Genomic DNA, 23056 nt, shown 5'->3' on the forward strand with positions numbered 1-23056 from the left:
GCGGACCGGGCACGCGACGGCTCACACCAGGCGGCGCGGCCCGTTGTCGAAGCGGCTCGGCTCCGGCCCGATCCGCACCCGCGCGTACAGGATCGCGGCGCCCTCCGGTGAGGCCAGCACCGGTTCCACCGACAGCTCCCGCACCTCCGGCAGATCGTCGCACAGCGCCGAAATGCGTTGTGCCAGTGCGGCCAACGCCTTCTTGTCCACCGGTTCGCCGATCGTGCGGCCCGATCCGGCCTGCCCGTCGAGCAGCGGGGCGGCGCGCGGCGCGTCGATCAGTTCCACCGCCTCGGCCTCGGTCAGCGGCAGGGCCCGGTAGGCACGGTCGCCGAGCAGGTCGATGATGGTTCCCGAGAGGCCGAATCCGATGACGGATCCGAACGAGGGATCGTCCTGGACCCGCAGCACACATCCCACCCCCTTGGTCGCCATCTTCTGAATGTGGACAACCGCGTTGCCGGTCAGCTCCGCCAGATCGGTATAAGCACGCCGGACCGCGGTGTCGCGCCACAGATCGAGGCGGACACCGGTGAAATCGGGCCGGCTGCGCCACATTTCGCCGGTGGCCTTGGCGGCGACGGGATATCCCAGCTCCGCGGCCGCCGCGACCGCGGCCTCGGGATCGTGGGCTTCCCGGAACTCCACCACGCGAATGCCGTAGCAGGCGAGCAGTTCCGCGGCCTCCAGGTCGCCGAGCCACTCCCCGTCGGGACTGCGAGACATCCACTGCTCCACCAGCTCTCGCGCCCGCACGACCTCGAGACCGTCCGGCCGCACCACCAGGGAGGCCGGACGCGTCCGCCACGCCGCGTACCGCCGCACCCGAGCCAGCGCCCGCGCCGCGCGTTCCGGATCCGGGTAGGACGGAATGGAACCGCGGTCGACGATGCCGCCGGCACCGCGCACGGTGAGCAGGTTCGGCATTCCGTGATCGGCGACGAACGTGGTGAGCACGGGTTTGACCGCATCCTGCGCGCCGGCCCGGATCGCCTCGGCGAAGGCGGTGACCGCCGCCGGTACCGGAGGCGCGAAGATGACGATGACGGCCTCGACCTCGGCGGAATCCATCGCACTCGCGACGGCGGTCAGGTAGTCGGCGGGTTCGGCCTGCGGCCCCAGATCGGTCGGCTCCCCCACCTCCAGTCCCTCCCCGCGCGCCGCGTCCACCGCCAACCAGCCCAGCGCCGCGCTGTTTCCGATCACCGCGAGCCGCGGACCGTCCGGCAGCGGCTGATACGCCAGCAGCATGGCACAGTCGAACAGTTCGGCGATCGTATCGACCTGCACGATTCCGGCCTGGGCGAACAGATCGCGTTCCACCGACCGTTCCAGACCGCTGACCGGCACGTTCGCGGCGTTGCGGCCGCTACTCACCGCCACCACCGGCTTGGTGCGGGCCACCCGGCGCGCGATGCGGGAGAACTTGCGCGGATTGCCGAACGTCTCCAGATACAGCAGTACGACGTCGGTGTCGGGATCGGTGTCCCAGTACTGCAGCAGGTCGTTACCGGATACATCGGCGCGATTGCCTGCCGAGACGAAAGTCGACAGGCCGAGCTTGCGCGCTGCCGCCTCCCCCAGGATGGCCGCACCCAGCGGCCCGGACTGGCAGAAGAATCCGACTCGGCCGCGGCCCGGCAGGACCGGCGCCAGCGTCGCGTTCAGCGAGACCGCCGGATCGGTGTTGGCGATACCGAGCGCACTCGGGCCTACCACCCGCATGCCGTGGCCGCGCGCGGCATCGACCAGATCGCGTTCGGCGTGATAGCCGGCCGGCCCGGTTTCGGAGAATCCGGCGGTCAGCACGACCAGGCCTTTGACCCCCTTGGCCATACAGTCGTCGAGGACGGATTTGATCTCCTCGGCCGGTACGGCGACCACCGCCAGATCCAGTTCGTCGGGGATGTCGTGCACGGTCGGGTAGGCGCGCACACCGCGGACGGAGGTCCGGTTCGGATTCACCGGGTACACCGGGCCCTGGAACACGCCGGACAGCAGATTCGCCAGCACCGCCCCGCCGACCCGGCTCGCCGCCGGGGTGGCGCCGATGACCGCGATCGACCGCGGGGCCAGCAGATTGCCGACACTGCGCGCCTCCGAGGCCCGCTCCCGCGAATCCCGCACCGACAGCAGCGCTTCGGTAGGGTCGATGGCGAATTCGAGGTGCAACACCGACCCGTCGCGGCTGCGCTGCACCTGGTATCCGGCCTCCCGGAAAACCGTGACCATGGTGTGGTTCTCGGCGAGCACCTCGGCGACGAAGGTCTCGATGTCGTTCTCGGCGGCCGCACCGGCCAGATGCTCGAGCAGAATCGACCCCAGCCCGCGGCCCTGATGCTCGTCGGCGACGACGAACGCCACCTCCGCCGCACGAGGGCCTTCGCGGTCGGTGAGCAGTTCGTAGCGGCCGACCGCGATGATCACCGACCCCAGCTCGACGACCAGCCCCACCCGATTGTGATAGTCCACGTGGGTGGTGCGGTACAGATCCTTCGGTGTCATCCGCGGATAGGGACCGAAATAACGCAGATAGCGGGTGCGATCGGACAGCGCCGCGTGGAAGGCCTGCATCGGCTCCGCATCGGCGGGGGTGATCGGGCGCAGCCGGACCACACCGCCGTCGGCGGCGAGCACGTCGGCGAACCAATGCTGCGGAGGCGGCGGCGGATCGGCGGGAGTGTTCTCGGCGTCCGGTGTGGTGGCGGATGATTCAGTCACGGGGGTCCTCCGGGTCCAGGCCCAGCAATCCGTAGGTCGCGCGGCGGGTGGCGAGCACCGAAGTGTCGATCGCGCGCTGCACGCGGTCGATACGGGCGTCGCCGGTGTCGAGCGCACCGCCCGGCCCCTCCCACGGGGTGAAGGCGGTGTCGCCGCCGTCGCCCATGGCGACCGGCGCCGGCACGGTCGGGGCATAGGCGCGCACCAGCTCACGCCACTCCTCGGGGATGACGGTCCCCGGATCGATCTCCCGATCCAGTGCTATCGCCAGCAGATGGGTCCACGCTCGCGGCACCACCCGGACCACCCCGTAACCGCCGCCGCCCACGGCCAGCCAGCGCCCTTCGGCATATCGGTCCGCGAGTTCACGCATGGCGCGAAACGCCGCGCGCTGGCCGTCGACGGTGAGTTCGAGGTCGGCGAGGGGGTCTTCGCGATGGCTGTCGACCCCGCACTGACTGACCACCAGCTGCGGCCGGAACGCGGCCAGGGCTCCGGGCACCACGGCGTGAAATCCGCGCAGCCACTGCGCATCCCGGGTACCGGGCAGGACGGCGAGGTTGATCGCGGTGCCTTCGGCCGGGCCCGCGCCGATCTCCTCGGGCCAGCCCGTGTTGGGCCACAGCGTCGCCGGATGCTGATGCAGCGAAATCGTCAGCACGCGAGGGTCGTCGTAGAAGGCGCGCTGCACGCCGTCGCCGTGATGCACGTCGACGTCGACGTAGGCGATGCGGTCGAATCCGTTGTCCAGCAGCCACGAAATGGCCACCGCCACATCGTTGTAGACGCAGAACCCCGATGCCGCGTCGGGCATCGCGTGATGCATACCACCCCCGATGCTCACCGCCCGCCGGGTGCGGCCGGCCGCGATTTCCCGCGCGGCGGCAAGGGTTCCGCCGACGATCACCGAGGCCGCCTCGTGCATATGGGGGAAGACGGGATTGTCCATCGAGCCCAGCCCGTGCGGGGGCGCGGCCGGCGGTGTGGTGCCCGGCGGTGCGGGAACGGCGTGACGCACCGCGTCGAGATAGGCGGCGGTGTGGATGCGCAGCAGCTCACCGTCGCCGGCCGGGCCGGGCGCGAGGGTTTCGATGCCGTCGAGCAATCCGAGACTGCGCGCGAGTGCCATCGTGAATCGGAGCCGGGCCGGTTTCATCGGGTGCTCCGGGGTCCAGGTGTAGTCCAGGAAGCGGTCGGTCCACACCACGGCGGCGTCGTCTGCCATACCGTCACGCTAGCCCACCGCGGCCCGTCGCCGTGGCGTTGCTCGCACGGCCGGGGACACGGGAAGCAGACCACCCGAGTTGTCGTTGTCATGCAGTAGAAATGCAAGACGACACCGGGCGCGCCTGTCGCCCGCGCGCATCCGGTCGCGCGCGCAGGTATCGGCGGAGTTCGTGCAGGACGTGCGAAATATGCTGAGGCCGATTGTGCAGCCGGGCGTGGGTAGAATTCGTGCCGACGAAGGGGTAACAGGTGAAGGATCTGGTCGACACCACGGAGATGTATCTCCGTACCATCTACGACCTCGAGGAGGAGGGCGTGGTGCCGTTGCGGGCGCGTATCGCCGAGCGCCTCGAGCAGAGCGGCCCGACGGTGAGTCAGACGGTCGCGCGGATGGAGCGCGACGGTCTGCTGATGGTCGCCGGCGACCGGCACCTCGAACTCACCGACAAGGGCCGTGCGATGGCCGTGGCGGTCATGCGTAAGCACCGGCTGGCCGAACGATTGCTGGTCGACGTGATCGGGCTGGACTGGCAGAACGTGCACGCCGAAGCCTGCCGCTGGGAGCACGTGATGAGCGAGGAGGTGGAAATGCGTCTGCTCGAGGTGCTCAACCATCCCACCACCTCCCCGTACGGCAACCCCATCCCCGGCCTGGACGAACTCGGCGTCAACTCCATCCATTCCGGTGAGGAGACGCTGGTCCGGCTCTCCGATCTGCCGCCCGGACAGGTGTCGGCGGTCGTCGTGCGGCGGTTGTCGGAACATATCCAGGCCGATCCGGATGTGATCGGTCAGCTGCGGGAGGCGGGGGTGGTCCCCGACGCCCGCGTGACCGTGGAGACCAAGCCGGGTGTGGTGATCATCTCGGTGCCCGGGCACGTCGGTTTCGAACTGTCCGACGAGATGGCCCACGCGGTCCAGGTCAGGCTGGCCTGACGAATGAAACTCCTGGTAACCGGCGGTGCCGGATATGTCGGCGGAGTATGCGCCCAGGTATTGGTTCAGGACGGCCACGAGGTCGTGGTGGTCGACGATCTGTCCACCGGCAACGCCGAGGGCGTGCCGGCCGGGGCGAAATTCGTCGACGGAGATATCGCGACCATCGGCGTCGAACTGATCGAATCCGAATCCTTCGACGGCGTCCTGCATTTCGCGGCGCAGTCGCTGGTCGGTGAATCGGTGCAGCAGCCCGAGAAGTACTGGTACGGCAATGTGGTGAAGACGCTGGCGCTGCTGGAGGCGATCCGCCGCACGCAGACCCCGCGGCTGGTGTTCTCCTCGACCGCGGCGGTCTACGGTGAGCCGGAACAGGTTCCGATTCTCGAGTCCGCCCCGACCCGGCCGACCAATCCCTACGGGGCGTCGAAACTCGCGATCGACCACGCGATCACCTCGTACGCCGTCGCCCACGGTCTCGCCGCGACAAGCCTGCGGTATTTCAACGTCGCCGGCGCCCACGGCGGGCTCGGCGAGAACCGTGTGGTGGAAACCCATCTCATTCCGCTGATCCTGCAAACGGCTCTGGGGCATCGGGATTCGATTTCCGTCTTCGGCACCGACTACCCGACGCCGGACGGCACCGCGGTGCGCGACTACATCCACATTCGTGATCTCGCCCGCGCCCATGTGCTGGCGCTGGCGCAGTCGCGGCCGGGCGAACATCGCATCTTCAACCTCGGCAGCGGCACGGGTTTCTCGGTGCGCGAAGTGATCTCGGCCTGTGAGCGTGTGGTCGGCCGGCCTATTCCGGCGGTGGACGCGCCGCGCCGCGCCGGTGATCCGGCGGTGCTGATCGCCTCGAGCGCGAAGGCGATCGACGAACTCGGCTGGCAGCCCGAACACAACGATCTCGACGAAATCGTCTCCGACGCGTGGGATTTCCTCACCTCGCTCGGCGACCGCGCGCACAGCGCTCGCTGACACGCGCGGTCCCTGCGACCGTGACCGGACGGATGTCATCGCGACTCCGTGCCGGTGTGCGGTTCGCCGGGGTCGGCGATGACCAGGTCGACACCCAGGCCGGCGGCGATATCGCGGCCGCTGACGGCGAGTTTGCGCACGTCACCGGGGCGCATGCCGGTGCGTAGCGCCGCGTCCAGCAGTCGTGCGATGCGATGCGCCGGATCGGCCTGCAGTGCCGCCTCGAACGCCACACCGGCCAGCGGTCCGTCGCCGCGGGTGTAGGCGCTGTAGCCGAACAGGGTGGCCAGTTCGGCGCGGTCGGGGCCGGTGAGGCCGCGGCAGGCGCGGGACCACAGCGCTTCGGCCGCGGCGGCATGGGCACCCAGCGCCACCGCGAACAGGGAATCGCGCACCGCGGTGTCGCGCACGGCGACGGCCAGATCCGCGAGTTCGCGTGGGTCGAGTTCGTCGCCCGATTCGACGGTGCTGATCTGCCACAGCACCATGTCGAGGGCCGCGCGGCTGTAGGAGCGCGGCTCGCCGGCACGCAGTGCGCGCCGGAACCGCAGCCTGGCGGCCTCCGCGGCGCTGCCGATCACCGCGTCGATCTCGATCCGCAGCGGCATGTCCTCCGCTACCGCGGCCGTGAGCTCGGTGCGCGAGCCGCGGATGGGACGGCCGTCGAGCACCTGGGCGAGCGCAACCGGCGAGGCCGCCGGATCCGCTTGTGTCCCGGCACTGTCCGGATCGAGCACACTCCACCAGTCGGCGCTCGGGGTGATCTCGCCCACGGCCCATGCTTCCGCGAGGAGTACGTCCTGACTCCGCAGCGCGCCGTCGAGTACCCGCACCAGGTCGCGATGCCGGGCCGCGCGCCGCCCGGCCCGGCCCGCCCGCGGTGCCGTGGCACGATCGTCGACGATCAGCGTCACCACACCGACGGCCTGCTCCTGACCACAGATGGCGGCCAGCTGGCCGGCCAGTCGCACCCAGGCCCCGCAGCCCGCCACGTCGAGATCGTGGCGGGCCACCGCTCCGAGATAGACCGCGCCCGGGTACTTCTGCGACCGCAGCAGCAGACAGGCCACCAGCGAGCGCTGCGGTCGAAATCCCAGCAGCGCAGGCACCGCCGCGATGAACTCCGCCGGTTCGTTCATGGTCAGCGCCGTCGCCGGCCACAGCTGTTCGACGCCTTCTGCTCGCGTGTGGTGTTCCATCACGTTCTCGACCGGGTCCCCGGACATCGTACCGTCGCCCCGGCCGGACAAACCCGGTTCGGCCTCACCGTCGTGGCCATCCCCGCCGGGCGGTGTCGAACCCGGTCCGGTGATAGGCGTGTCCGCCACGCTCCCCGCCGGTTCCGGCGGCGTATCGCCCTGTGACGGCAGCGATTTCGCCGTATCACCACCAGCGTCCACCATGTCGTCCGCGTTGTGCACAGCACCGTATTCCTCGTCACCGCTGTCGGTTCCGCGGATATCCGCACGCGGCCGCAACACCCGGTCGGTCTCACACCGCCAACGCCACTTCGGCTCCCTCGAGTCGCCGCAGACGTCTTCGGCGCCGACGCATTCGCGCACGGCCGCGCATCGGGTGCCGGCACCCGCGTCTCGCGGGGCGTCCACACGTGCGCTCCCGCGAAAAGTGGCGCGGTGCAACGGAACTGCTCCTGTCTCGGCGGTCGACCCGCCCGTCCTTCCGCCCGTCGTGCGGGTGACTCCGTCCTGCGAGCGACAGATCCGGTGGGCGCGTGGGGCGATGCGCGGCGAAGAAGGCGGCGACACCGCGTCGCGCTCACTATCTGTAGCGGCTTCGTCCTCCGCGGCCTTCGTGGCCCCCGAGGCATCCATGACCTTCCGCGCATGGCCCGCGGCGGCAGAGGTGCCCTCCGGCTCGCCGTGGCCTGCCTTCCGTGCATGACCCGCGGTCGTCGAGCAACCCTCTCGGCCCGGCACGCCCTCGCGCGCCGTCGACTCGGGCAGCGGCGGGGTGCCGGAGCCGGTCACGACTCGTATCGTGTCCGCCTCCGGCGAGGCCGCGTGGGGATGCGACGCGGTGCTCGAGGGCGAGGGCGTCCGCCCGGCATCGGGGCGGTCGGTGCTGGGCCGGCTGGGGTCGGTGTGTGTGGTCATGGCATTCACACTGCCCGGGCGTCACCGCCGGCCCGCGTGGCTGAGCTGGGCTTTTATTTCGTCTGGGGACCCCGTCGAGACCTGGGGATCGCGCCGGCGACACGCGGTGGAACCGGGCGGGGATGTCGGTGCCTGCTGTTACGGTTGCGCCGGGGAGAGCAGATCCGCCAGAGGTGTCAGCGGGTGCGGACGTTGGCGACCGCAGCCGTGAAGACCTGGTCCAGGCCGGTCGTATCCGGTGCGTCGGCACCGAAAGTCATTGCCGCGGTTTCGATTCGGATGTCACCGACCTGCGCGAGCAGTGTGCGCAGGGCCGGATCGGCGGAGCTGCCGGGCGGCGCGCCGGTCACCGTCCGGCCGAAGGCCAGAGTGTCGTCGGCATCGACCGGCGGAGGCGGCAGGAGCCGCGTGGTGATCATGCGATCGATCGCCGCGTGCCGGGCGCGCACCGTGGCGCAGCGCGAAAGCTGGTCGCCCAGACGGGACAACGGCTCGTTCGTACGGCTGAGCACGACGGTGATCGTGGCTCGCGTCCGGTCGTCGGTGCCGACCACGACGGCGATCCGGCCGGGATCGGGCGGTTCGGGTGCGCAGTCCGGTGGGTCGATTTGTGCCCCCGGCGGAATCGCGGTGAGGTCCGCGGCCGCCGCCGCGGCGCGATCACCGGAGGCGACGACGGTCGTATAGCCCGTCGGGAATCGGTCCTGGCCGGGCAGCATCGCCGTCAGATCACCGTCGATATGCCGGGTGACCACACTCTGGCGCATCGCGGCCGGATGCCCGGACACCGTGGAACCGCACGCGGCGAGCAGACAACTCAATGCCGCGTACCCGACGGTGCGGCCGAACCCGCGGCGCCTCCGCGAGGCCGGCGGATCCGGGACGCTCACTCCCCCACTATGGCCGATACCGCCGCCCCCGCGGATCTGCCACGCCGACCCCGCGGGAATACGGCCCGCCGATCCGGAGTTGTCTTCTCCGGTAGGGCAGAGCGTGGCCTACCTCCGCCGGGTACGCTCCGCGACCGCTACTCTGCAGGGTTACATCCCCCGGTGGACCGGCGGTTTCCGTCGGATGTCACCACCCGCACGCCGACCGGTACGCGACCCCCGCGCGCGTACCCTGGACGGTGGAGAGGTGGCGAGATCCAGCACCGGGCCACCACTTTGAAAACGACTGAGGCGGACAGGGCTTGACCAGGGAGTTTGGCAAATGAGCAGTATGTACGAGCTGGAGTTCCCCGCTCCGCAGCTGTCCTCGGCCGACGGCGAGGGTCCGGTGCTGGTGCACGGCCTGGAAGGTTTCACCGACGCGGGTCACGCGGTACGACTGGCAACGACCCATCTGCGCGAAAGCCTCGAATCGGAGCTCGTCGCCTCGTTCGACGTCGACGAATTGCTCGACTATCGCTCGCGGCGGCCGTTGATGACGTTCAAGACCGATCACTTCTCCGACTACGCCGATCCGGAACTGAACCTGTGGGCGCTGCGCGATACCGCCGGCACCCCCTTCCTGCTGCTGTCGGGCATCGAACCCGACCTGCGCTGGGAAAAGTTCGTGACGGCGGTGCGCCTGCTGGCCGAACAGCTCGGCGTGCGTCGCAGCATCGGCCTGAGCGCGATCCCGATGGCGATTCCGCACACCCGGCCGCTGGGTGTCACCGCACACGCCAGCGACCGCGATCTGATCGGTGAGCATCAGCGCTGGCCCGGAGAACTGCAGGTTCCCGGTAGCGCGTCCTCGCTGCTGGAGTACCGCATGGGACAGCACGGCCACGAATCCATCGGATTCTCGGTGCACGTCCCGCACTATCTGGCGCAGACCGCGTACCCCGAAGCCGCGCAGACACTGCTGGAGAACGTCGCCGACAACGCCGGGCTGGAACTTCCGCTGGCCGCGCTCGGCGAGGCAGCGGCCCGCGTGCGCGAACAGGTCAACGAGCACATCGCCGGAAATGCCGAGGTGGAGACGGTGGTACAGGCGCTCGAGCGCCAGTACGACAGCTTCGTCACCGCCCAAGAGCGCCGCTCCAGCCTGCTCGCCGGCGAGGCCGACCTGCCGACGGGCGACGAACTGGGCGCGGAGTTCGAGCGCTTCCTCGCCGAGCAGACCGAATTCGGCGACGGCGACGACTCCCGGGACTGACCCACACCACATCGCCCGGCGCGCACGGTTGACGGCCGTGCCGCCGGGCGATGCGGTACCCGCGGCGGTTCGTCGGTAACGTGGACGCACGTGCAGCTGTCCGAACTGGTTCCCGACCGTGCCGTGCCCGACGTGGATGCCGACTGGCTGTACGAAACCTTCGCCGAATGGACCTCCGCCCAGGGGCTGACGCTGTATCCGGCGCAGGAAGAGGCGCTGCTCGAGCTGATGACCGGCGCGAACGTCATCCTCGCCACCCCCACCGGCTCCGGCAAATCGATGGTCGCCGTCGGCGCCCACTTCGCCGCGCTGAACCGCGGTGAGCGCAGCTACTACACCGCGCCGATCAAGGCGCTGGTCAGCGAGAAGTTCTTCGCGCTGTGCGAGGTGTTCGGCGCCGACAAGGTCGGCATGGTCACCGGCGACGCCGCGGTGAATCCGACCGCCCCCATCATCTGCGCCACCGCCGAAATCCTCGCCAACCTCGCGCTGCGGGAAGGCGCCGACGCCGATATCGGCCAGGTGGTGATGGACGAATTCCATTTCTACGCCGATCCCGATCGCGGCTGGGCCTGGCAGGTGCCGCTGCTGGAACTGCCGCGCGCCCAATTCCTGCTGATGTCGGCCACTTTGGGTGAGGTGGACCATTTCGCCCGCGATCTGGAACGCCGCACCGGCCGCTCCACCGCCGTCGTCACCGGCTCCGAACGCCCGGTGCCGCTGCTGTTCTCCTATGTCCGCACTCCCATCACGGAGACCCTGGAAGAGCTGGTGACCACCAGCCAGGCCCCGGTCTACGTCGTGCACTTCACCCAGGCCGCCGCACTCGAGCGCGCTCAGGCGCTGACGAGTGTGAATTTCGCGTCCAAGGCGGAAAAGGACGCGATCGCCCAGGCGCTGGGCGGATTCCGGTTCGCGACCGGATTCGGCAAGACACTGTCGCGGCTGATCCGCCACGGCATCGGCGTCCACCACGCCGGGATGTTGCCGAAGTATCGGCGCCTGGTGGAACGGCTGGCCCAGGACGGGCTGCTGAAGGTCGTCTGCGGCACCGACACCCTCGGTGTGGGCATCAACGTGCCGATCCGCACGGTGCTGCTCACCGGATTGACGAAATTCGACGGGGTGCGCACGCGGCGTTTGAAGGCACGCGAATTCCATCAGATCGCGGGCCGGGCCGGGCGCGCCGGATACGACACCGTCGGCACGGTGGTGGTGCAGGCACCCGAGCACGAGGTGGAGAACGCCAGGCTGGTCGCCAAGGCCGGCGACGATCCGAAGAAGCTGCGCAAAATCCAGCGGCGTAAACCGCCGGAGGGTTTCGTGTCCTGGTCGGAGGACACCTTCGACCGGCTCGTCACCGCGCAGCCGGAACCGATGGTGTCTCGTTTCCGGGTCACCAATTCGATGCTGCTCAACGTCATCGCCCGGCCGGGCAACTGTTTCGACGCGATGCGCCATCTGCTCGAGGACAATCACGAACCACGGCCTGCGCAACGCAAACACATCCTGAAAGCGATCCGGCTCTACCGTGCGCTGCGCGATGCGGGCGTGGTCCAGCAACTCGACGAACCCGACGCCACCGGCCGCCGGGCGCGGCTCACCGTCGATCTGCAGCGCGACTTCGCTCTCGACCAGCCGCTGTCGCCGTTCGCGCTGGCAGCGCTGGAGCTGCTTGACAACTCGGCTCCCAGCTACACACTGGATGTGGTGTCGATCATCGAATCCACACTGGAGGATCCGCGCCAGTTGCTGCTCGCCCAGCAGCACCGGGCGCGGGGTGCGGCGATCGCCGAGATGAAGGCCGACGGCATCGAGTACGACGAACGCATGGAGCTGATCGAGGAGATCACCTGGCCGAAACCGCTGGCCGAGCTGATCGAACCGGCCTTCGAAACCTATCGCGCCGGCCATCCGTGGGTCTCGGAATTCAGCCCCTCCCCCAAGTCCGTGGTGCGCGAAATGATCGAGCGCTCACTGACTTTCGCCGAACTGGTCTCCCAGTACGAGCTGGCGCGCTCGGAGGGCCTGGTGCTGCGCTACCTCGCCGACGCCTATCGCGCGCTGCGCCGGACCGTCCCCGAATCCGCGCGCACCGAGGAACTCGAGGACATCACCGAATGGCTGGGTGAGCTTGTCCGCCAAGTCGATTCGAGTCTGCTCGACGAATGGGAGCAACTCACCAATCCGGGCGCCGAGACCGACGACGATCAACTCGCCTTCGGCGCCGACACCGTGCGTCCGATCACCGCGAACGAACGCGCGTTCCGGGTCATGGTGCGCAACAGCATGTTCCGCCGGGTCGAGCTGGCCGCCCGGCAGCGCTGGGAAGAGCTCGCCGAATTCGACGACGGTCCGGACTGGGCGAGCGATCTGGCCGCGTACTTCGACGAATACGGCGCGATCGGCACCGGCCCGGACGCCCGCGGCCCGGCGCTGTTCGCCGTGGAGACCGAACCGGGTTTCTGGCGGGTGCGCCAGGTGCTCGACGACCCCGCCGGTGATCACGGCTGGGCACTCGAGGCCGTCGTGGATCTGGCCGAATCCGATGCCGCCGGCGAGGTGGTCTTCGACGCGATGACGGTGCGTGCGGGATGAGCACGATCGTTCTCGACGTCCGTCGCGATCCGGCCACGACGCTCGTACGCCGCCGAAAACCCGGTGCCGACGCGCTGATCTGATCCGGCCACCGTCCCCCGGTGCGGGCCGCGCTGACCCGAGCGTGATCAAGCCGACCCTCGTTCCGGTTCGTTTCCCGTGCCCCCGCGCTGATACTCTCTCGCTCGCTGCCTGCAGCGGGAGGCTGCCCAGAAGAAAGAGAGTTCCCTTAGATTGACCGGTACAAACGCGCCCGAGTCGCCCTGTCTCGTCATCGACCTCGATCGGGTGCGCGGCAACTTCCACGCTTTCCGTGCGGCCTTCCCGTCGGCACGAATTCGCTTCGCTGTCAAAGCATCTCCGATGCCGGAGATCATCCGGCTGCTCGATTCCGAGGGCGCCGAATTCGACGTCGCCAGCATCGGCGAGATCGAGATGTGTGTGGCGCTGGGCGTCGACCCGGCAGTGCTCTGCTACGGCAATCCGATCAAGAAAGCCGCCCACATCGCCGCCGCCTACGCCGCGGGCGTGCGCCGGTTCGCCTTCGACACCGAAGACGACCTGGAGCGGATCGCCGAACTCGCGCCGGGCTCGGAGGTGGAGTGCCGGTTCCTCGCCTCCGCGCCGCAGTCGCAGACCCCGTTCGGCACCAAATTCGGCTGCGCGCCCGGTGAGGCGGTGCGGCTGCTGGTGCGCGCCGGCGACCTGGGCCTGCGGGTGGCGGGCCCCTATTTCCACGTGGGTTCCCAGCAACTGGATCCGGTGGCGTGGCAGATCGGCATCGAGCAGGCCGCTGCCATCACGGAGGCGCTGGCGGTCAAGGACATCCCGGTGACATCGGTGAATATCGGTGGGGGCCTGCCGATTTCGTACGCCGACCCGGCGCCGGAGCTGTCCGAACTGAGTGCCGTGATCGCCGAGTCGGCGACGCGGCACCTTCCCGAGCACACCGACCTGGTGGTGGAACCCGGCCGTGCCCTGGTGGGCAATGCCGGCGTGATCCACGCCGAGGTCGTGAACGTGCGCATCGCGCCGGACGGGCGGCGCTGGGTGTATCTCGACATCGGCCGCTACAACGGTATGGCCGAGACCGAGAACGAGTACATCGCCTACCGGATCGACACCGACCGCGACGGCGACCCCGCCGACGAGGCGGTGATCGCGGGCCCGACCTGCGACGGAGACGATGTACTGTATCAACGCACGCGAGTCCTTCTGCCGACCACGCTGCGAGCCGGTGATCCCGTTCGGATCCTCGATACCGGCGCTTATACGGCGAGCTATTCGTCGGTGTCCTTCAACGGTTTTCCGCCTTTGACTGTGCATGTCATCGGCGCTGAGCGAGAGTGAGTTTGCCCATGACGGCAGAATTCACCGGCTGGCACGTGCTGGCCGAGTTCGGTGGTGTCGACGTAGCCCTCTGCGACGATCTCGAACGACTCGAAACAGCGCTTCGACAATCGTTGCTCGCGGCGGGAGTGACGATCTGCGAGGTGGTGCACAAGAAGTTCGAGCCCCACGGCGTGACGGTGCTGGCGCTGCTGTCGGAATCGCACGCGTCGATCCACACCTATCCGGAATCCGGCGACATCTTCGTCGACGTGTTCACATGCGGCAGCATCGGCGCCGGCGCCACCAAGGCGGTCGAGTTGCTGCAGGAGGCGCTGCAGCCGGAATCGGTGCATATGGAGGTCGTGCAGCGCGGGCATCACGCGCGCCGGGTGCACGAGCCGGTCGGCGAGGGCCTGACCCGCGTCTGGGATCTGTCGGAGGTGATCGTGGATGCGCGAACTCCGTTCCAGCACATGGTGATCGCGCGCACGGCGCAGGGCGTGTCGCTGTTCTCCGACGACGACCGGCAGTCCACCGAGTTCTCCCAGCTGACCTATCACGAGGCGATGCTGGTCCCGGCCTACGCGCTGGCGGCCAAGCTCGACAACGTGCTCATCATCGGTTCCGGTGAGGGCGTGGCCAGCCAGATGTCGGTGGCCGCGGGCGCGACCCGCGTCGACCATGTCGATATCGACCGGATGGAGGTCGAGCTGTGCGCCCGGCATCTGCCCTACGGATACACTCCCGCCGATCTGGAGGCCGCGGTCCGTGGTGACGGCGCGATCCGGATGCACTACGCCGACGGCTGGGACTTCCTAGCCGAGGCCGAAGCCGCCGGTGTGCGCTACGACGTGATCGTCATCGACCTCCCCGACGAGCGGGTCGAGGACGCCCAGCACAACCGCCTCTACGAGGAGGAATTCCTCACACGATGTAAGGCGCTGCTGGCGGAGGGCGGCGTTTTGGCCGCTCAGGCCGGTTGCCCGACGATGTGGCGCAACGAGACGCTGAAGCGTTCGTGGCAGCGGTTCACCGATCTGTTCGCCACCGTGGTGCCCTACGGCAGCGACGAGCACGAGTGGACGTTCCTGTTCGGTGCCGCCGAGCGCATCGACGACCCGGTCGCGGCGATGTGCGAGAAGCTGCCGAAGCTGCCCTACCACGCGGAGACGGTCGACGAACGCGCGCTGGTGCGCGGCGCCATCGAACCGTACGCACTGCGGGAGATCGCCGCTCGGGCATGATACGGCCGGCGATCGTGGATCGGCTTGCGTAACAATCGAATACGAGAAGGACCGCCCAGGACGACAGTCCCGGGCGGTCCTTCTCGACAGCCGTCGTCACGAAACTGCCGCACACCTGCGTCTCGCGGTCTATGGCCGTCCACCGACGCTCAGGCGCGCTCCTGCCGCCACTGAGCCGTGCGCTCGACGTAGCGGTCGAGGTGGTGGGAGACGAAAACTTCGGGCAGCCAGTCGTTGCCCGTGACCGCCGACGACCAGACGAAGGTCCGCACGGGTTGCTCGTAACCGATGAGCTCGATCGGGCGCAGGTCGTATCCCGGATCCTCGAAGGCTTCGATGGTCCGCCAGTCGGCCGCGGTCAGCCCGCGCAGAACCAGCCCGCCCGCCATTCGCCCGGGTTCGACCACCAGCCCCGGGTAGAGCCGCTGCGGCAGGGCCGCGACCCGCCAGCCCCGTGCGACCGCGACATCCATCTCGGGCGTGCGGCCCAGCAGCACGTCGAGCACGGGACCGAATTGCAGGGTGCCGTAGGCGAACAGGTCCGGGCCGGGATCGTCGGGACGCGCGCGGCGTTGCGGCGCGGGCTTCTTCGCCGCGGTCACCGGATCACCCCTCCGGCATCTCCGGCGCCCTCCGCGCACCTATCCGTCGTTACGTCGAACCATCCGTTCCTACTCGCACACCCGTATCGCATCCCTCCACTGTGCCGAATGGCCGGGCGGCGCATCACACCGAGCAAACGTGACCTACATCACAGGTTACGTCGTCGCTGGTCACGGATTGCCGAGAAGTCGCCAGACCGGGGAACCCTACTTCCACAGGATGCGCACGGTAGCTCTCGTGGCGCTATCCGACGGGCCGCACGGAATTACCGGTGACCCGGGCGAACAGATCAGGGTCGTGGGAGTTGACGATGGTGATCGCATTGCCGTGGGCGCGGCCCAGTTCCACCAATCGCCGCCGGTTCTCCAGATAGGCCCCGCGCACGATCGAGCCCAGTTCGAACGACCACCAGAACAGCGGTGTCTTCGGCCCGGCCGGGTCGATCTCGCTCGCGACGTAGAACGCGTCACCGGCGTGCAGCAGCCAGCCCGACCCCGTGTCGACGGCGACCCCGACGTGGCCGCGCGTGTGGCCGGGCAGCGGGACGACCAGGATTTCCGGCGGCACGCCCGGCAGATCGCGCACCGCGCGGAAACCGAACCACTCGTCGGTGCCGTCGAGTTCGTTGACCATCCAGCGCGGGCCGTGTGACCACTGCGCCGCGCGGTAGCGCAGCCGCTCCGACAGCGTCCGCCCCGCGGTCGCCGCGCGGAACTCGGGCCCGTGCACGTGAATCGTGGCCTCGGGGAAATCCGCCAGTCCGGCGGAGTGGTCGAGGTCGAGGTGCGTGAGGATGATGTGGCGCACATCGGCGGGGTCGTAGCCCAGCGCCTGGATCTGCCGGATGGCGGTGTGGTGCTCGGCGGGCCGGATGCCGAGTAGAAAGCGGCCCGGGCCGACGAAGCGGCCGGGATCGCGCACACAGTCGAGCCCGAATCCGGTATCCACCAGCACCAACCCGGTCCTGGTCTCGATGAGCAGGCAGTGGTCCACCATGCCCATGGCCATGGTGCCGCAGTTGAGGTGATGAATCCGCACGCGACGAGCGTTCCAGACGCCCACCGGCCGGTCAATCGGGATGGGAGACCATGGAATTTCTCATATCGGACGTTGTGCCCGAATGATTTCCGCCAGCTGTTCGTAGTCCTCCACGCGTGCGGTCGAACCCCGGAAAACCAGGCCGACGGTGCGCCCCGGCGCCGGCGCGGCGAACCGAGCGATATCCAATGTGCCACGGGAGGTTTCGGCCGCCACGGCCATCTCGGGAATCAGCGTCACCCCGAGCCCTCCACCCACGCACTGCACCACCGTCGTCAGCGAGGCCGCGCGAGTATCGCCGACCGGCCCCGGGCGCACGTCCTGCGACCGGCACAGATCCAGCGTCTGGTCACGCAGGCAGTGCCCCTCGTCGAGCAACAGCAGCGGCAGTTCGTCCAGGGCCGCGGGCTCGATGTCGCTCCGCCCGGCCAATTCGTGGCCGAGGGGCGTGACCAGGACGAATTCCTCGGTGTAGAGCGGGATTTCGACCATGCCGGTGGCCTCGGACGGCAGTGCCATCATCGCGACGTCGAGGACGCCGCTGCGCAATCCGTCGAGCAGCCGGGCGGTCTGATCCTCGATGACATACGGCACCAGAGCCGGCAACCGGCGGCGCAGTTCCGGCAGCAACGCGGGCAGCACATAGGGCGCGACGGTGGGGATGATGCCCATACGCAGGGTGCCGCCGAGACCGTCGCCGGCCGCGGTGGCGACGAAGCGGTCGGCGGCCTCGAGCGTCGCCATCGCCTGCGGCAGCAACCTTTTGCCCGCGGCGGTCACCAGCACCCGGCGGGTGCTGCGCTCGATCAGCTGCAGGCCCAAACCGTTTTCCAGTGATGCCAGTGCCTGCGATAACGTGGGTTGGCTCACATTCAGATGAGCCGCGGCGGTCCCGAAGTGGCGGTATTCCGCAATCGCCACGAACGCACGCAGCTGTGACAGGGTGGGCTGATAAGTCTGATCAGTCACGCCTATCAGTATAGTGCAACTAATCACCTTTACCTTTTATTGGGTTTTGGGCATGATCGACAGCGAAAGCTTCGACGGTGTCCCGCACCAGGGCGACCCGTCACCCGTGCCCCACTACGACGAAGGAGACAACATGGCTCTGCTGACCATCGGCGACCAGTTCCCCGCCTACAACCTGACGGCGGTCATCGGCGGTGACCTGTCGAAGGTGAACGCGCAGCAGCCCGACGACTACTTCACCCAGGTCTCCAGTGACGACTACGCCGGCAAGTGGCGCATCGTCTTCTTCTGGCCGAAGGACTTCACCTTCGTGTGCCCGACCGAAATCGCCGCCTTCGGCAAGCTGAACGAGGAGTTCGCCGACCGCGACGCCCAGGTCCTGGGTGTGTCGGTCGACAACGAGTTCGTGCACTTCCAGTGGCGCGCCCAGCACGAGGATCTCAAGACCCTCCCCTTCCCGATGCTGAGCGACCTCAAGCGTGAGCTCGTCACCGCGACCGGCGTGCTGAACGCCGACGGTGTCGCCGACCGCGCGACCTTCATCGTCGACCCGAACAACGAGGTCCAGTTCGTCTCCGTGACCGCCGGTTCGGTCGGCCGCAACGTCGACGAGGTGCTGCGCGTGCTCGACGCGCTGCAGTCCGACGAGCTGTGCGCCTGCAACTGGAAGAAGGGCGACCCGACCATCGACGCGGGTGAGCTGCTGTCCGCGAGCGTCTGATCACCGAAAAGGAAGTTCCTGCCCGTGTCTGTTGAAAACCTGAAGAATTCGCTTCCCGAATACGCCAAGGACCTCAAGCTCAACCTGTCGTCCATCGCACGGTCGACCGTGCTGAACGAACAGCAGCTGTGGGGCACCCTGCTCGCCGCGGCGGCCGCCAGCCGGTCGGCCACCACCCTGCGCGAGATCGGCGAGGAGGCCGCCGACACCCTGTCCGCGGAGGCCTACAACGCGGCACTGGGCGCCGCCTCGATCATGGGTATGAACAACGTGTTCTACCGGGGCCGGGCGTTCTTGGAGGGTCGTTACGACGACCTGCGCGCCGGGCTGCGCATGCAGATCATCGGCAATCCGGGCGTGGAGAAGGCCGATTTCGAGCTGTGGTCGTTCGCGGTGTCGTCGATCAACGGCTGCCAGCACTGCCTGGAGGCCCACGAGCACACCCTGCGTGAGGCCGGTGTATCGCGCGAGGTGATCTTCGAGGCGCTGCGCGTCGCCGCGATCGTGGCGGGCGTCGGTCAGGCCGTGCAGGCCAGCGAGACGCTGGCCGCCGCGGCGGTCTGAGGCACCGTCGAGACGCATTCCACCGGATGCCCCGTCCCGTCCATCGGGGCGGGGCATCGCGCGTGTTGCCCCGGGTACGCTGGGGCAGCATGAGCCAATGGGAAAGCGACGGCACACAGGTCGAGGTGGTTCGGGTCTTCACCGACGTCACCGGCCGGCTCGGTAACCCACTGGGCATCGTGCGCGCGGGAGCCGTGGCCGCGATCGATCACCAATTGCTGGCGGCGCGAATCGGCCACAGTGAGACGGTGGTCGTCGACGATCCGGTGGCCGGGCGCGCCCGGATGCGCATCTACACCCCCGCACGGGAGCTGCCGTTCGCGGGACATCCGACGGTCGGCGCGGCATGGTGGCTGGCCGATCAGGGGCATCCCGTGAAGATCATCGACGTGCCCGCCGGTCCCGTCGAAATCCAGATGCTCGACGACGGCCTGGTCTGGATTCGCGCCCGCGCCGAATGGGCGCCCGAATTCACCTTCGACGAATTTTCCGACGCCGCCTTCCTCGACACGGTCGACCCGCGCCACTTCACCGACGGCCAGCACTACGTGTGGGCCTGGACGAACGAGGCGCGCGGCGCCGTGCACGCGCGAATGTTCGCTCCCGCCTTGGGAATCGCCGAGGACGAGGCGACGGGCGCGGCCGCGATCGCACTCACCGCGAAATTGCGCCGCAGCCTGATCATCACCCAGGGCGCGGGTTCACAGCTGTTCACCGAATGGGATTCCGACGGCTGGGTGCGCCTGGGCGGACGCGTCGTGGCCGATCACCCCATACTCCTCTGATCAGGCGACGGCGGCGATCAACATATAGGCGGTCCCGAGATCCATCACGACGTGCGGAACGGCGCCGAGGGCGCCCGGTGTGCCGGACGGATGCGAAATACCGTGCCGCAGTGCGATTCTCGTACGCGGGAACACCAGCAGTAGGCCGTCGAGCGCGAACAGCGCGGCCACGATCGAGACGGGTACGACCGGCGGGCCATCCGCACCGCTCATATCCGGGTGCCCCATACCGTGATGATGTCCGGCCATCACCCATAGCATCGCCGCGGCCGCGACCAGGTGGTAGACCACCGCCGGGAGCCGGAATTCGGCGCCGCCGCCGCCGGATGCCGTGCGCCAGTGCGCGATTCGCACGATCGACAGGCCCGCGTACACGACGATCATGGCGATGAGTACCCCGCGGATCGCATCGGGCGCGGCAGCCACCGGGAACAGCAGCATCGCGAGCATGACCAGGCACATCACGAGAAGGGCCGCATCGGATTCGTGCGCGTCGACCTCGCTCGGCCAGGTTCCCGGCCGCTGTCCGCTCGCGTGTCCCGGCGTCACCGGCACCGCCACATGCCGTACCAGAACGATGCCCGCCGCGGCGACGAACGCCGTGACGACGCCCCAGCGCAACACCTCGTGCTCGGTCACGAAAGACCCCACACCCCACCACCTTTCGCCGCGGCGCGTTCGCCTTCGCATCCATGCTCGCACGGCGCGAGGGTGGGCACCGCCCATCCGGCGGCCCGGAGGCACCGAAGGGGCAGCCGTGTGGCAGACCGTGCGCTCAGCCCAGCGCGCGACCGATCGCCGCCGCGAGCTCGCCGATCTGCTCGTCGGTCATGACGAACGCCGGCGAGATCTGCAACGCGCCCTGGCCGGCGGACCGGGTGGAAACGCCTTCGGCGCGTAGCGCTTTCACCATGGCCGGTCCCTCGGACGGATCGGCGAGCTGCACCCCCGCCACCGCGCCCAGTCCACTGCGAACCTCCGCCACGCGTGGATGTCCGGCCAGCGGCGCGAGGTGTTCGTGCAGCAGCGATTCGATGTTCTTGCCGGCGTCGAGCAGATGCTCGCGTTCGATGATGTCGAGATTGGCCATCGCCGCGGCGGCCGATCCGGCGTGGCCGCCGTAGGTGTAGCCGTGCCGGAACCACACTCCGCCACCGAAGAACGGTTCGGCCACTCGCGGTGCCACGAAGACCGCGCCCATCGGCAGATAGCCGGACGTCAGGCCCTTCGCGGTGGTCATCAGGTCCGGTTCGAGCCCGAAACGAGTGGAGGCGAACCACGATCCGCCGATCCGCCCGAAGCCGGTGACGACCTCGTCGGCGACGAAGAGGATGTCGTTGTCGCGGCAGAGGCGGCGAACCTCGGAGAGATAACCCTCCGGTGGCAGATACACCCCGCCCGCCCCGATGATCGGCTCGCAGAAGAACGCCGCGATGCGATCGGCACCCACCTCGTCGATCAACGCCCGCAGCGCCTGCGCCTGATCGAATTCCACCGTGCGGGTATCGGCCATCAGCTCGCCGTAACCCTCGTGATTGCCCTCGATGCCGGCCAGCGCCGTTCCGGCGACGTGCATTCCGTGATAGGCCAGCCGGCGGCCGACCAGCAGCGTCTTGTCCGGACGGCCTTGCTCGCGCCAGAACCGGCGGGCGAGTTTGGCGGCGGTGTCGACCGAGTCGGATCCACCGGAGGTGAACATGATCTTGCTGCCGGGCACCGGCGCCAGCTCCGACAACCGCTCGGCCAGCCGCTGCGTCACCGGCGCGGTCAGATCGCCGAAGTTCGAATAGTGTGCGAGCGTCGACAATTGCGCCGCGACCGCGTCGGCGATCTCGCGGCGGCCGTGACCGACATTGGTGAACCACAGCCCCGCCGTCGCATCGAGATACCGCCGCCCGGCCTCGTCCCAGATGTAGGCGCCCTCACCGCGGGCGACCACGAAGGCGCCGTCGCGCTCCACCGCGCCCATATCCGCGAATCCGTGCCACAGCGCACCCATGCTCGGCTCCTCTCCCCGTCGTCCGGTGGCGATGGGCATACCCGATCGCCCGCGCCGCCAGACTACCCGCGCGACGCCCGACGAGGCCGGGTCGTCCGGCCCGCGCAATCGACCGGCAACTGCACGGTCAGACCGGAACGGGGGCCTCGCGACGGTTGTGCGACGACCCCAGCCACGCCACCGCGATCGCCAGCAGCGCGATCACCGCGGCCAGCATCACCACCCCGATCAGCAGCGAGACATACCCCTGCACTCGGGGGTCCAGGAACGGATACGGATACCAGTCCACGATCTCGCCGCGGACCAGGCTGTAGGCGCAGAAGGCGATCGGGTAGATCAGCCACCCGCCGATCAGCGCCGCCGAGACCCGCAGCCGCGCCGGCACCAGAATCCAGTCGGCGACCAGCACGATCGGCAGCACCCGATGCAATGTGTCGTTGATCCACTTGTCGGTGAGCATCACATCGATGTTCGCCAGCAGCACCGCGTAGATCACCCCGGTGATCAGCAGATACAGCGTGGCCGCGCCGCGCACCACCTGCCAGCGCCGCGCCGCCGGATCCAGCAGTCCCCCGACCAGCAGAACCAGCACACCGGCGATATTGGATCCGATGGTGAAGTAGCTCACGTAGTTGCCGAGCGAGAATCCGGGCGATCCCCACGCACGGAGCGGAATCCACAGCAGCGCAACAATTCCCAGCACACCGAACGCGATCCGCAGGATCCGGATCCACATCGGCGTTCCCGCACGGGCGATCATCGTACGATCCTCGCATACCGGTCGGCCCGCCAGGCGATTTCACCACCGGCGCCCCGGCCACCGGCAGACGGCGAACCCTGCCGCCGGCGTAATCCGGCGGCACGAAAGGTCTTCCGGGTCTAGGCGGATCCGACCGGCGACGTACGCTGCCTCGTCGCGGGCTCCGCTGCCACCGGCCGGCGCAGCGTGTTCGACGCGGTCGTCGCGACCGCGCGCACCCCGTCGCGGACCAGAGCGGCGATGCCCAGCAGCACCGACACCACGCGCAGTCCACGGACCCACATCGGTGTTCCGGAACCAGCAGTCATGACCCGAT

At 68.8% G+C, this 23056-nt stretch carries 20 protein-coding genes; 9 read left to right on the top strand and 11 right to left on the bottom strand.

Annotated features, from left to right (window positions below; genetic code table 11):
- Positions 1-21: 21 nt before the first annotated feature.
- On the bottom strand, positions 22-2721 hold the full coding sequence (locus IG65_RS0124205) for a bifunctional GNAT family N-acetyltransferase/acetate--CoA ligase family protein (protein ID WP_030517244.1): 2700 nt from the start codon (positions 2719-2721) through the stop codon (positions 22-24).
- Positions 2714-3946, bottom strand: a complete 1233-nt coding sequence (locus IG65_RS0124210; RefSeq protein ID WP_030517245.1) for an acetoin utilization protein AcuC — start codon at positions 3944-3946, stop codon at positions 2714-2716. Before IG65_RS0124210 ends, IG65_RS0124205 begins: the two co-directional genes overlap by 8 nt.
- Positions 3947-4197: 251 nt before the next feature.
- Here IG65_RS0124210 and IG65_RS0124215 point away from each other — a divergent pair, with 251 nt between their 5' ends.
- Positions 4198-4884 carry a metal-dependent transcriptional regulator gene (locus IG65_RS0124215; RefSeq protein ID WP_030517246.1) on the top strand — a complete coding sequence of 229 codons (687 nt, stop codon included), beginning with the start codon at positions 4198-4200 and terminating at the stop codon, positions 4882-4884.
- 3 nt (positions 4885-4887) lie between these two features.
- Positions 4888-5868, top strand: coding sequence for a UDP-glucose 4-epimerase GalE (galE, locus tag IG65_RS0124220; protein ID WP_030517247.1), 981 nt, complete (start codon positions 4888-4890; stop codon positions 5866-5868).
- A gap of 35 nt (positions 5869-5903) precedes the next feature.
- Here the strand turns inward: galE and IG65_RS37085 are convergent, their stop codons facing one another.
- Together IG65_RS37085 and IG65_RS35075 are read right to left on the bottom strand one after the other, a co-directional pair.
- Positions 5904-7475 (bottom strand): DUF4192 domain-containing protein, encoded by a 1572-nt coding sequence (locus IG65_RS37085; protein WP_051756770.1) that lies wholly within the window; start codon positions 7473-7475, stop codon positions 5904-5906.
- 683 nt (positions 7476-8158) lie between these two features.
- Entirely contained in the window at positions 8159-8872 is a 714-nt protein-coding gene (locus IG65_RS35075; protein ID WP_051756772.1) for a DUF5642 family protein, read from the bottom strand.
- 322 nt (positions 8873-9194) lie between these two features.
- Here IG65_RS35075 and IG65_RS0124235 point away from each other — a divergent pair, with 322 nt between their 5' ends.
- The 4 genes from IG65_RS0124235 (at position 9195) to speD (ending at position 15301) form a co-directional block, all read left to right on the top strand.
- Positions 9195-10127: a proteasome assembly chaperone family protein gene (locus IG65_RS0124235; RefSeq protein ID WP_036525555.1), complete on the top strand. Its 933-nt coding sequence runs from the start codon at positions 9195-9197 to the stop codon at positions 10125-10127.
- A gap of 90 nt (positions 10128-10217) precedes the next feature.
- A complete protein-coding gene (locus IG65_RS0124240) occupies positions 10218-12725 on the top strand; it encodes an RNA helicase (RefSeq protein WP_030517251.1) in 2508 nt (835 codons plus the stop codon).
- A gap of 288 nt (positions 12726-13013) precedes the next feature.
- Positions 13014-14075, top strand: coding sequence for a type III PLP-dependent enzyme (locus tag IG65_RS0124250; RefSeq protein ID WP_051756774.1), 1062 nt, complete (start codon positions 13014-13016; stop codon positions 14073-14075).
- 8 nt (positions 14076-14083) lie between these two features.
- Complete coding sequence (speD, locus tag IG65_RS0124255) at positions 14084-15301, top strand: adenosylmethionine decarboxylase (RefSeq protein ID WP_036525556.1); 1218 nt, start codon at positions 14084-14086, stop codon at positions 15299-15301.
- A gap of 149 nt (positions 15302-15450) precedes the next feature.
- Here speD and IG65_RS0124260 read toward each other — a convergent pair whose 3' ends face one another.
- The 3 genes from IG65_RS0124260 to IG65_RS0124270 all read right to left on the bottom strand — a co-directional run bounded on the left by IG65_RS0124260 (position 15451) and on the right by IG65_RS0124270 (position 17911).
- Positions 15451-15903 (bottom strand): gamma-glutamylcyclotransferase family protein, encoded by a 453-nt coding sequence (locus IG65_RS0124260; RefSeq protein ID WP_051756777.1) that lies wholly within the window; start codon positions 15901-15903, stop codon positions 15451-15453.
- Between the two features lie 244 nt (positions 15904-16147).
- Positions 16148-16942 (bottom strand): MBL fold metallo-hydrolase, encoded by a 795-nt coding sequence (locus tag IG65_RS0124265; RefSeq protein WP_030517255.1) that lies wholly within the window; start codon positions 16940-16942, stop codon positions 16148-16150.
- Positions 16943-17002: 60 nt separating this feature from the next.
- Positions 17003-17911, bottom strand: a complete 909-nt coding sequence (locus IG65_RS0124270; RefSeq protein WP_030517256.1) for a hydrogen peroxide-inducible genes activator — start codon at positions 17909-17911, stop codon at positions 17003-17005.
- Between the two features lie 133 nt (positions 17912-18044).
- Here IG65_RS0124270 and IG65_RS0124275 point away from each other — a divergent pair, with 133 nt between their 5' ends.
- From IG65_RS0124275 to IG65_RS0124285, 3 genes are all read left to right on the top strand, one after another.
- Positions 18045-18632 carry a peroxiredoxin gene (locus tag IG65_RS0124275; protein ID WP_030517257.1) on the top strand — a complete coding sequence of 196 codons (588 nt, stop codon included), beginning with the start codon at positions 18045-18047 and terminating at the stop codon, positions 18630-18632.
- A 24-nt stretch (positions 18633-18656) separates the two neighbouring features.
- The gene (locus tag IG65_RS0124280; RefSeq protein WP_030517258.1) at positions 18657-19196 is read left to right on the top strand and encodes a carboxymuconolactone decarboxylase family protein; all 540 of its coding nucleotides are present in this window, start codon (positions 18657-18659) and stop codon (positions 19194-19196) included.
- A gap of 89 nt (positions 19197-19285) precedes the next feature.
- On the top strand, positions 19286-19981 hold the full coding sequence (locus tag IG65_RS0124285; RefSeq protein ID WP_030517259.1) for a PhzF family phenazine biosynthesis protein: 696 nt from the start codon (positions 19286-19288) through the stop codon (positions 19979-19981).
- Here the strand turns inward: IG65_RS0124285 and IG65_RS0124290 are convergent, their stop codons facing one another.
- The 4 genes from IG65_RS0124290 to IG65_RS37945 all read right to left on the bottom strand — a co-directional run bounded on the left by IG65_RS0124290 (position 19982) and on the right by IG65_RS37945 (position 23048).
- On the bottom strand, positions 19982-20632 hold the full coding sequence (locus tag IG65_RS0124290) for a DUF5134 domain-containing protein (protein ID WP_197039908.1): 651 nt from the start codon (positions 20630-20632) through the stop codon (positions 19982-19984).
- 124 nt (positions 20633-20756) lie between these two features.
- The gene (locus tag IG65_RS0124295) at positions 20757-21980 is read right to left on the bottom strand and encodes an aspartate aminotransferase family protein (protein WP_030517261.1); all 1224 of its coding nucleotides are present in this window, start codon (positions 21978-21980) and stop codon (positions 20757-20759) included.
- A gap of 127 nt (positions 21981-22107) precedes the next feature.
- Positions 22108-22740 carry a Pr6Pr family membrane protein gene (locus IG65_RS0124300; RefSeq protein WP_051756779.1) on the bottom strand — a complete coding sequence of 211 codons (633 nt, stop codon included), beginning with the start codon at positions 22738-22740 and terminating at the stop codon, positions 22108-22110.
- Positions 22741-22859: 119 nt separating this feature from the next.
- Positions 22860-23048, bottom strand: a complete 189-nt coding sequence (locus IG65_RS37945; RefSeq protein WP_146098756.1) for a hypothetical protein — start codon at positions 23046-23048, stop codon at positions 22860-22862.
- Positions 23049-23056 lie beyond the last annotated feature (8 nt).

Source organism: Nocardia sp. NRRL WC-3656 (assembly GCF_000720265.1).
GTDB lineage: Bacteria > Actinomycetota > Actinomycetes > Mycobacteriales > Mycobacteriaceae > Nocardia > Nocardia nova.

Excerpts from the sequence above, each read along its gene's own strand:
- speD (WP_036525556.1), top strand. The coding sequence starts at position 14,084 with ATGACGGCAGAATTCACCGGCTGGCACGTGCTGGCCGAGTTCGGTGGT.
- IG65_RS0124300 (WP_051756779.1), bottom strand. The coding sequence starts at position 22,740 with ATGATCGCCCGTGCGGGAACGCCGATGTGGATCCGGATCCTGCGGATC.
- IG65_RS37945 (WP_146098756.1), bottom strand. The coding sequence starts at position 23,048 with ATGACTGCTGGTTCCGGAACACCGATGTGGGTCCGTGGACTGCGCGTG.
- IG65_RS0124285 (WP_030517259.1), top strand. The coding sequence starts at position 19,286 with ATGAGCCAATGGGAAAGCGACGGCACACAGGTCGAGGTGGTTCGGGTC.
- galE (WP_030517247.1), top strand. The coding sequence starts at position 4,888 with ATGAAACTCCTGGTAACCGGCGGTGCCGGATATGTCGGCGGAGTATGC.
- IG65_RS0124235 (WP_036525555.1), top strand. The coding sequence starts at position 9,195 with ATGAGCAGTATGTACGAGCTGGAGTTCCCCGCTCCGCAGCTGTCCTCG.
- IG65_RS0124275 (WP_030517257.1), top strand. The coding sequence starts at position 18,045 with ATGGCTCTGCTGACCATCGGCGACCAGTTCCCCGCCTACAACCTGACG.
- IG65_RS0124295 (WP_030517261.1), bottom strand. The coding sequence starts at position 21,980 with ATGGGTGCGCTGTGGCACGGATTCGCGGATATGGGCGCGGTGGAGCGC.
- IG65_RS0124210 (WP_030517245.1), bottom strand. The coding sequence starts at position 3,946 with ATGGCAGACGACGCCGCCGTGGTGTGGACCGACCGCTTCCTGGACTAC.